General features: G+C 57.1%; 6 protein-coding genes. 3 read left to right on the forward strand and 3 right to left on the reverse strand.

Translation table 11 applies throughout. From position 1 onward, the window contains the following. Positions 1–15 precede the first annotated feature (15 nt). From I2C21_RS03460 to I2C21_RS03470, 3 genes are all read right to left on the reverse strand, one after another. Positions 16–1,404, reverse strand: coding sequence for an undecaprenyl-phosphate glucose phosphotransferase (locus I2C21_RS03460; RefSeq protein ID WP_195278483.1), 1,389 nt, complete (start codon positions 1,402–1,404; stop codon positions 16–18). Between the two features lie 140 nt (positions 1,405–1,544). Beyond that, positions 1,545–4,016, reverse strand: coding sequence for an S-layer homology domain-containing protein (locus I2C21_RS03465; RefSeq protein WP_195278484.1), 2,472 nt, complete (start codon positions 4,014–4,016; stop codon positions 1,545–1,547). 185 nt (positions 4,017–4,201) lie between these two features. Then, on the reverse strand, positions 4,202–5,986 hold the full coding sequence (locus I2C21_RS03470; RefSeq protein ID WP_193536147.1) for a sigma-54-dependent transcriptional regulator: 1,785 nt from the start codon (positions 5,984–5,986) through the stop codon (positions 4,202–4,204). Between the two features lie 273 nt (positions 5,987–6,259). Here I2C21_RS03470 and I2C21_RS03475 point away from each other — a divergent pair, with 273 nt between their 5' ends. The 3 genes from I2C21_RS03475 to I2C21_RS03485 form a co-directional block, all read left to right on the forward strand. Next, positions 6,260–7,615: a GntP family permease gene (locus I2C21_RS03475; RefSeq protein WP_286167189.1), complete on the forward strand. Its 1,356-nt coding sequence runs from the start codon at positions 6,260–6,262 to the stop codon at positions 7,613–7,615. Between the two features lie 84 nt (positions 7,616–7,699). After that, positions 7,700–9,010 carry a nickel pincer cofactor-dependent isomerase, group 22 gene (locus tag I2C21_RS03480; protein WP_195278486.1) on the forward strand — a complete coding sequence of 437 codons (1,311 nt, stop codon included), beginning with the start codon at positions 7,700–7,702 and terminating at the stop codon, positions 9,008–9,010. 122 nt (positions 9,011–9,132) lie between these two features. Further along, the coding region (locus I2C21_RS03485) for a UxaA family hydrolase (RefSeq protein ID WP_195278487.1) at positions 9,133–9,323 on the forward strand (191 nt) is incomplete at its 3' end.

Here is a 9,323-nt window from a genome sequence, read left to right on the forward strand (position 1 = left end):
CATCCATCTCCTCAATCAGTGTAATTTCTCATCGTTGATGAATCCCTTCACCAGCGTCAAACAAAGGATCTTAATATCAAACAGCAGACTCCAGTGCTCGATATAATAGATATCGTGCTCGATCCGGGCCTGAATGGAAGTATCGCCCCGCAGGCCGTTGACCTGGGCCCAGCCGGTGATGCCGGGCCGGACCTGGTGCTTGACCATGTAAAGAGGAACTTCCTCCTTAAACTGCTCCACATAGTAGGGCACCTCTGGACGGGGGCCCACCAGGCTCATATCTCCCCGGAGGACATTGAAAAACTGGGGGAACTCATCAATGGAGCATTTCCGCAGCAGTGCACCGAAGCGGGTCTTGCGGTCGTCGGTGGAGCTGCTCCATCCGGTCTCCTGCCGGTCATTCACCCGCATGGAGCGGAATTTGTACATATAAAAGGGCTTTTTATTCCGCCCGATGCGCTTTTGACGGAAAATCACCGGTCCCGGGGAGGATAGCTTCACCCCAATGGCAGCCGCCAGCATGATGGGAGAGGTAAATACCAGCAGCACCAGCGAACCCACCACATCCATGGCACGCTTACAAAAGGCGTTGGCCCAATTGTCCAGAGGGATACGCCGGATGTTGAGCATGGGAATTCCGTTGAGATCATCAAACTGGGGATGGGAGGGCATATATTCCGCGTAAAAGGGAATGATGGAGAGCTTGGTCCCGGTCTTTTCACAAGCAGCGATGATGTGGGGTGTCTGGGGATAATCCTCCAGATCCACGGCCGAGACCACCTCATCCGGACGGTAGAGGTCCAGAATCGACTCCAGTGCCTCATAATCCCCCAGATAACTTAGCTCCTGCCAGGCTTTTTCATGCTCGGCGGCCACATACCCCACCAGATGATAGCCCAGCTCCCGCTCCCGCCGGATGGTCTCCAGATAGCGGCGGGCCATGGGGCCTCTCCCCAGCAGAATCACATGTTTCTGGTTATACCCTTGCTGCCGGGCATGGCGCAGGACACTGCGCAGCAGTACCCGCTTGGCGCTGAGCAAAAACAGATTCAGGGCAAAGAAAATGGCCAGTGTCCACCGGGAAACATGGATATCATGCCGCACAAAGAGCACACTGAGCAGCACCGTCATATCCAGAATACTGGCCCACCAGAGCTTTGGAAGCTCCCGCAGCAGCCTGGTCTGCCGGAACGAGCGGTACAGGCCAAAGGCGGCATAGGTGAACAGATGCACCGCCACCAACACGCCGGCCAAAATCAGATATTGAGAAAAGGGAACACTGATCACGCCGCCGGGCAACACATAGAAACGCAGCCAGAAGGCAATGGGCAGCGTGAAAAAAATGATAAGTCCGTCGGAAATCACATTCAGGCGGTTGAGCAGGACCTGATTTTCCTTGATCATGGCATACTCCCGTCCATTTCATTGGGTATCACAGTGTTCTATTTTACCCCGTTTCCGCCTGTTCTGTCAAATAAAAACACCCCCGGGGAAATCCCCGGGGGTGAAACTTATTGTTTTTTCAGCGATCCGTCAATCAGCAATTACTTGCAGATCAGGACGTAGGCAGCGATGTTCTCGTTGTCGCTGTCCTTGATGACCAGGATGTTGTCACCCTTGATGTCGCCGTCCTTCACGGTGATAGCGCCGATGGAGGACTCGGACACGTCGGTGCCGTCCACGTACAGGACCTTGGTGCTATCGCTGTAGCTGAAGGTGCCCTGAGCGTTGGCAACCAGACCCTTGGAAGCAACAGTGGCCTCGCTGGGCTGGATGGCGGAACCGGTGACCTTGGTGATCTCGGTGCCGTTGATGGACACGTTGTCATAGTAGCCCTTGGAGGCAAACAGCTTGCCGTCCTCGGAGGTCAGAGTGGTCTTCTCACCCTTGTAGATGACATCGTAGGTGTAGGTCTTGTCATCGGAGGTGCCGGTCACGGTGGGGTTCTTGTCCAGGACATAGACGCCCTCGGTGGAACCGGTCATATCGCTGTCGCTGATGAAGACAGCCTTGGCGATGTTGTTCTTGTCAACAATAGCGCTACCGGTCTTAACGGTGATCTCCTTGGGCACGTTGGCGATACCGGTGTAGACGGTGTAGACGTCGTTGCCGCGGTCGATCACGAACACGGTCTGAGCATTGGCCAGAACACCGCTCTTGATCTGGGTCTTGCCCTTCTCAATGGTGGTGCTGTTGATGTTCTTCTCGGTCAGGTCGGTCAGAACCAGCTTGTAGACGCCCTTGGAGTTGACGCTGTAAGCGTAGATAGCGCCCTCAGTAGGAGCGACCTTCTTAGTGCCGTTGTCATAGTAAGCGTTGACAACCTCGGTGGTGCCGTCGGTCTTCAGGATCTTGGTGTTGGCGTAGCCGCTGACGCTGCTGAAGCTATCCACAGCCAGGACCTTCAGGTACTCGTCGGCAGCAGCCTCGGCGTCGGTGTAAACCACGTAGCCGGCGTTGTCCAGGTAGAAGGTGACCTTGTCGCCCAGCTCAACAGCCTCATTCAGGTTCTTGGCATCCTCGTTGACACCCTTCACCAGGCCAGACTGCTCGTAGGTGGTGTCGTCGGCAGTGACCTTGTTGCCCTTGATGGAGGAGACGGTCACCTCGACGGACTTGGCGGGCTCAACAAACTCCTTGTTGCCGATCTTATAGAAGAAGACATAGTCGTCCTTCTTCACGTCAGCGAAGCCGTTGATGTCCTTGGCAGCCTTGGTGCTGCTCAGGCTCTTGTAGGTGATGCTATCAGCGGGGTTGACAGCGCTGACGTTGATGGTGCCGTCCTTGCTGTCGTTGTAGCTGGTGACCTTACCGAAGGTCTTGACCAGCTGCAGGGCGTAATCGACAACACCGTCATCGTTGTTGTCGATGAAGGTCAGCTCCTTACCAGCCTCGTTGGTGGTCAGAGGATCGTTCTTGGTGCTGTCGCCGGAGCCAGTAGTACGGATGGCATAGTTGACATACCACTCGGTGCTGCTGTTGGTCTTCAGGTTGTTGTCGTCCAGGTACTCCTTGATCTTGGTGGCGGAGTCCTTACCAGCGGTCAGGACAGCCACGTTGTTAGTATCGGACTCCAGAGCGTTGCCCAGCACGACGGCCTTGGAGGTCTGAGTGCTGTTGGCATCGGGCTGCACGAACATGGTCACGGTCTTACCAACCATGTCCAGATCAGTGGACACCTTGAAGGCGCCAGTGCTGTTCAGGCCCTTGGGAGCGTCGTTCAGCTGGACATAGGTCTTGCCCTCGTCCTGCACGCCGGCGCCATTCAGAGCAGCGTACTCGTTGGCCAGAACGACACCCTCAACCTTGACGGCCTTGAAGGCCTTCTCCAGCAGGGTCTCGCCGGTCTCCTGACGCTGGGTGTTAGCAACGATCTGACCGTTGGTGCTCACACCGGGAACGATCTCGTACTTCACCATCTCAGCGTTCAGAGCGTTGTAGATCATCTGAGCAGCCTGGTCACGGGTCAGGGCAGCGGAGGTGTTGATGGTCTCCAGGCCCTTGTACAGGCCGACCTGGTTGGCCAGAACGTCAGTGCTGACCTGCCAAGTGGCGCCGCCGATTCCCTCGTAGGTGGTGTTGTAGCCCACGGCCACCAGCAGCATCTTAGCAGCCTCGGAGCCGGTCACCTGAGCGGAAGGAGCAAAGGTGTTGTTGCCCTTGCCGGCGATGATGCCCTGCTGCACGCAGTAGGCGATGTACTTCTCAGCCCAGTGGCCCTTGGTGTCGGTGAAGCTGGTGGTCAGGTTGCCCAGGGTGGGCTCCTTACCGCCGTTCAGGGTCACGCAGATCAGGCGGGCGAAGGAAGCGCGGTCGATGTTCTGAGTGGCGCCGTAGGAGCCATCGGGCAGACCGGCAATGATGCCCAGCTCGGTGACCATGGACACGGCGTCCTTGTTGACGATCTCATCCTTATCGGTGAAATCGTTGAAGCTAGCAGCGCTGGCGGTAGCCATCATACCAAGAACCATGGTAGAAGCCATACCAACACTGAGCACTCGCTTCAGGTTGTTCATGTGGAGTTCCTCCTTTAAACATTTTCCCTCGGAGAGGCAATGCTCTCCCTTGGGTTCGTTCCTACTATACACGTCAAAGAAAAAAAGGTCAATAGATTTCCCGCATCCGTAACACAAGCGTAATCTTTCTAACAGAATCCGGTTTTATTTCCTCCCGCCCCCTGTGTTTCTTTATATATAAGGTATCAGTGGGCTGTGCGGGTCAAGCGCCAGAGTGTGGTGCGGCTGATGCCCAAACGCTTGGCGGCGGCGGTCTGATTCCCGTCCAGCTCTTCCAGGACGCGGAATACGATGTCCTGGTCGATCTCGGCCAGTGTGCGGTTCAGGTCCAGCGGTGCGCAGACTCCCTTTGTGGCAGGCGAGAGCACACACTCATACCGCTCTTTTTGCAGAACCCGCCGAATATCCTCGGCCCGGATGGTCTGCCCCGGCGCAGTGGTGGCCGCCTCTTCCACGATCCGCTGGAATTGGATGTAGTTATGGGGCCAATGAAATTCCTGAAGCAGTTCAATGGCCCGCTCCTCCGCCCCCAGGACAGGATGGGGTGCATTGGCATTCAGCCGCCCCAGAATCAGGTGCAGCATGGTGGGGATCTCACCGCGCATCATACGCAGAGGCGGAAGATACAGCGAGAGTGCGCCCAACCCATTGAGCCACTGTGCGCCCTCGGCGGAGATCTGCTCTCCCTCCTGCGAGACACACGAAATGATGACATGATTGCGCCGGCACACATCGGTCTCCTTCAGCACACCGATCAGCTGGTCTCTCCGCTCGGGAGAGAGGGACTGGACATGTGCGATGTGGATCACATGTCCGCTGTCCAACAGCGGGGAATTGTGATGTTCTAACAGGAAATTCCAACCCTTTTCATGGAGCAGACCGCAGTGGATGGATACCAGCGCGCTTCCCCGATAGGGTCCCTGCACATATAACAGGTGGACGACGGTCTCTTTTCCGGTCCCATCTTCCCCGCAGAGAACCAGCGGCGCGGTATTCCCGGCAAAATACCGGATCTGCTCCCGCAGTTCATGGCCAGGCAGGCACTGCATGCGTTCGGCAATGGCATCCTCTGCCTCCTGCCGGGAAAGATAGGAGATCCCCATCTGTGCCGGCCCCAGGGGAATCCGGCGCTCTTCCACAAAGAAAGCGGTATAGCTTTTGCTTCCAAAGAGTACTCGTCTCGCCTGGATGGAGTAGCGCATGGCGTTGATGTGCTTGGTCAGTCCCCGCTCCTCCTCCATGCCGGGCAGCAGGAGGGCCCCCCGCAATACTTCGAGCAGTTCCGGTGCCAGATTCTCCATGGTGGAAAAGAACACCTCGCCGTTCTGATTGTCCAGCACCGCAATTTTTCCCGCCTGTCCCCGCAGGATCTCCCGGAAAAAGCTGTTTTCCTGCCGCAGGCGCTCATGGCTGCGGCAGAGGCTCAGCGTCTGCTCCAATGCCTTTCGCAGACTTTCGATCCCGGACGTGATCAGAATCGCATTGAACCCCAGCCGCCGGGCAATGATACTGGCCGTCATATCGCACAGCACGGTATCATACTGCTCTGTCTGCAATTCCTTCAACTTGGGCTCCAGCGCATCCAGGGATTCCACCGTGAAAATATCCACGTGGTAGTTGAGCAGGTCGCACAGGACTTTTGCACTGATGGTAATGTTGGCATAGGCCACCATGGCCACCTTCCCCCGGATGCCGTTGGACAGGCGTAGTGCGCAAAACACATCATAGAGCGAGATCTCCACCTCTACCACAGGCAGTCCTTTCCCCTGGAGGATACTGGCCGTACCGCCTCTGGAGAGGATCACATCATAGTCGGTGTGGAAATAGTGCTCCGCGATCTCCACACCCTTTTCCATGTTCCCCACAAATACATCCATGCTCACCCGCGGATACTCCTCGGCCAGGTTGTACAGGAGCGTCTTCATTCCCTCATAGGGTACGACTCCAAGTACCCGTACATTTTGTTCCATCAATGTCCCCCCTACACTGTTTCTTTTTGAAATCAATTTTACCACATAACCAAAATAGAGACAATATTTTTTCCGCTCGTTTCAAAAAGAAACAAAATATCGGTTTAGCTCCAATTGCAAGAATAGACAGTTTTCGTTACAATAGACTTGATCAAACTGTTGAGATTTTCCACGTCTCCACAGTTGGGACTGGACACAAGGAGGGGATTGCCTTTTTGATCAACTAAGTACCCACTATCACTACAAAGAGGAGAGAAGTAAATGAATAGCACTATGTTAGTTGTGAATCTGGCCATCTCCATTGCGCTGATCATTGGCCTGATTCTCATCCCCAAGCTCAACCCCATGGTCAGCCTGGTCATCGCCAGTGCCTACATGGGTATTTCCTGTGGTCTTGGCGTTCTCACCACTATGGATACCATCGCTTCCGGCTTCGGCAGCATGATGACCAGCATCGGCCTTCCCATCGGCCTGGGCGTCCTGCTGGGTCAGCTGATGAGCGACACCGGTATGGCGCAGAAGATCGCCACCACCCTGGTCCATGCCGTACCCGCCAGGTTCGTTATGTGGGCCCTGGCCGGCGCCGGCTTCCTGCTCGCCATTCCCGTGTTCTTTGATATCACCTTTATCATCCTGATCCCCATCGGCATTGCTGTTGCCAAGGAGATCAACAAGCCCATGGCTTACGTCAGCACCGCTCTCATCATCGGCGACGTGATCGCCCAGACCTACATCCCCCCCACGCCCAACCCTCTGGCCGCTCCTGACCTGCTGGGCTACAGCCTGGGCACTCAGATGGTGGTCGGCCTGATCGTGGGCGCCATCGTGCTGATTCCCTCCATGCTCGTCACCACCAAGGCCCTGGACGCCGGCCTCTTTAATGATGAGAAGGACGTCAACCACGAGGTGGATGTGCTCAAGAACCTCTCGGAGCACGAGGCCAACCGCAAGGATCTGCCCCAGCCCTCCTTCGCTCTGTCCATGGTGCCTCTGCTGCTGCCCGTTGTGCTCATTCTGATCAGCTCCGTGCTTCAGGCCACCGGTGCTCCCGCCGATTCTCTGGCGGTCTCCCTGCTGAGCAACAAGATCTTCACCCTGCTCATGGCCGTTCTGGTGGCCTACGTCGTGGCCTGGAAGTACATCGGCCGCAAGAAGGCTGAGGCCTCCGCCAACAACGCCCTGGGTACCGCTGGCGTGGCGCTGGCCATCACCGGCGCGGGCGGATCCTTTGGCAGCGTGATCGCCGCCACCAACATCGGCGACGCCCTCATCAGCGCCCTGAACATCGGCACCGGCTCCGTGGTGAGCGTGCTGCTCTTTGCCTACTTCATCGGCTTTATCTTCCGTGTGGCGCAGGGCTCTGGTACCGTGGCCGGCATCACTGCCATGACCATCATGTCCACCATCGCCCCCTCCGTGCCCGTGCATCCCGTGTGGATCGCCATGGCCTGCCTGGCCGGCGGTATTTCCATCGGCCATGTCAATGACTCCGGCTTCTGGGTCTGCACCAACCTGTCCGGCTTCACCGTCACCGGCGGTCTGAAGACTTACACCTGGCCCATCTTCACCGTGACCGTGTTTACCATGATTGCCGCCATTGTGGGCGCTCTTCTGTTCCCCATGGTATAATCATTTACCTCCATTCGGCCACCTCTCTTTGGAGGTGGCCGAATCTGCCCCTCGCCCTCCACGATTTCAGAAAGGAGCTTTATCATGGCCTTTGAAAGCAATCCGAACAGTGTTGTGGAACAGCTCTGTCAGAGTGTCTCCCTTCCCAAGATGGTGCGTGTTCACCAGAAGTTTGACTCTACCCACTTTGAGCCGGAGGAACTCCCCGCGGTGGTTCACGCCCAGCTGGAGCGGGAAAACATCCGCAAGCAGATCCGTCCCGGCATGTCCATCGCTATCACCTGCGGCAGCCGCGGCATCGCTAACATTGCCATCATTGTCCGCGCCATTGTTGACTTTGTAAAGGAGTGCGGCGCAAATCCCTTCGTCTTCCCCGCCATGGGCAGCCACGGCGGCGCCACCCCCGAGGGCCAGCTGGAAGTTCTGCGCAGCTATCATGTGACCGAGGAGACCATGGGCTGCCCCATCCGTGCGACCATGGAGACGGTCTACCTGGGCGATACCGTGGAAGGCAAGCCCGTTTTCAGCGACAAGTATGCCCATGAGGCGGACGGCGTGATCCTCTGCGGCCGCATCAAGCCCCACACCTCCTTCCGCGGCCCCTACGAGAGCGGCCTGCTGAAAATGGCTGTGATCGGCATGGGCAAGCAGCACGGCGCGGAGTCGGTCCATGAGTCCGGCTTCCAGAACATGGGCCGCATCATGCCCCAGTTTGCCCGCGTTGTGTTTGACCACACCAACATTCTGGCCGGCGTCGGTATCATCGAGAACGCCTATGACCAGACCTACAAGATCGCCGCGCTGGACGCCCAGGAGATCTGGGAGCAGGAGCCCGTCCTGCTTCAGGAGGCCAATCGTATGATGGGTCGTCTCTGGATCGAAAAGACCGACGTCCTGGTCGTGGACCGTCTGGGCAAGAACATCTCCGGCGACGGCATGGACCCCAACGTCTCCGGTACCTTCGGCAGCCCCGGACGTCAGCGCAATGAAGTCCCCGGTCCCATCTGCGCTCAGCGCACGGTGGTTCTGGACCTGACGGATGAGAGCCACGGCAATGCCAACGGCATCGGTGTGGCCGACGTGACCACCAAGCGTCTGGTCGATAAGACCGACGTGGACATCACATATCCCAACGCCCTCACCTCTACTCTGGTCAACATGGTAAAGATGCCCATCTTCTCCCACAGCGACCAGGGTGCCATCCGGCTGGCTGTCCGGATCTGCAACGAGATCGACAAGGCTCACCCCCGTATCGTTCGTATCGCCAACACCATGGAGATCGGTCACATCTGGGTCTCCGAGGCGCTGATCGACGAGGTTAAGGCCCATCCCAACATGGAGTTGGAGGGCGAACCGGAGGAATGGCCCTTTGATGAAAAGGGAAATCTCTGGTAATTTCTTTTGCGGCTCCCTTTCCATTCCCCTGCCGCATTTGGGGATGGTTGCAGCAGGCCACCCAAATGCGGCAGCGGGAGCTTTTATTCTGATTTTACGCGCTTGAGCGCCTGGAGGTTACTATGCGTAATGCAATGATCATTGATCCAAAGGACAATGTAGCCGTGGCCATTGAGGCCATTCAGAGCGGCGACACTGTCACCTACCTCAGCGGCAACGAGGAGAAGACCCTCACCGCCCGGCAGGACATCACCATCTATCACAAGCTGGCTGTCTGCGACATTTCCAAGGGTTCCCCCATCTGCAAGTACGG

It is taken from the genome of Clostridium sp. J1101437_171009_A5 (assembly GCF_015547905.1).
Taxonomy (GTDB): domain Bacteria; phylum Bacillota; class Clostridia; order Oscillospirales; family Oscillospiraceae; genus Pseudoflavonifractor_A; species Pseudoflavonifractor_A gallinarum.

Excerpts from the sequence above, each read along its gene's own strand:
- I2C21_RS03460 (WP_195278483.1), bottom strand. The coding sequence starts at position 1,404 with ATGATCAAGGAAAATCAGGTCCTGCTCAACCGCCTGAATGTGATTTCC.
- I2C21_RS03465 (WP_195278484.1), bottom strand. The coding sequence starts at position 4,016 with ATGAACAACCTGAAGCGAGTGCTCAGTGTTGGTATGGCTTCTACCATG.
- I2C21_RS03470 (WP_193536147.1), bottom strand. The coding sequence starts at position 5,986 with ATGGAACAAAATGTACGGGTACTTGGAGTCGTACCCTATGAGGGAATG.
- I2C21_RS03475 (WP_286167189.1), top strand. The coding sequence starts at position 6,260 with ATGTTAGTTGTGAATCTGGCCATCTCCATTGCGCTGATCATTGGCCTG.
- I2C21_RS03480 (WP_195278486.1), top strand. The coding sequence starts at position 7,700 with ATGGCCTTTGAAAGCAATCCGAACAGTGTTGTGGAACAGCTCTGTCAG.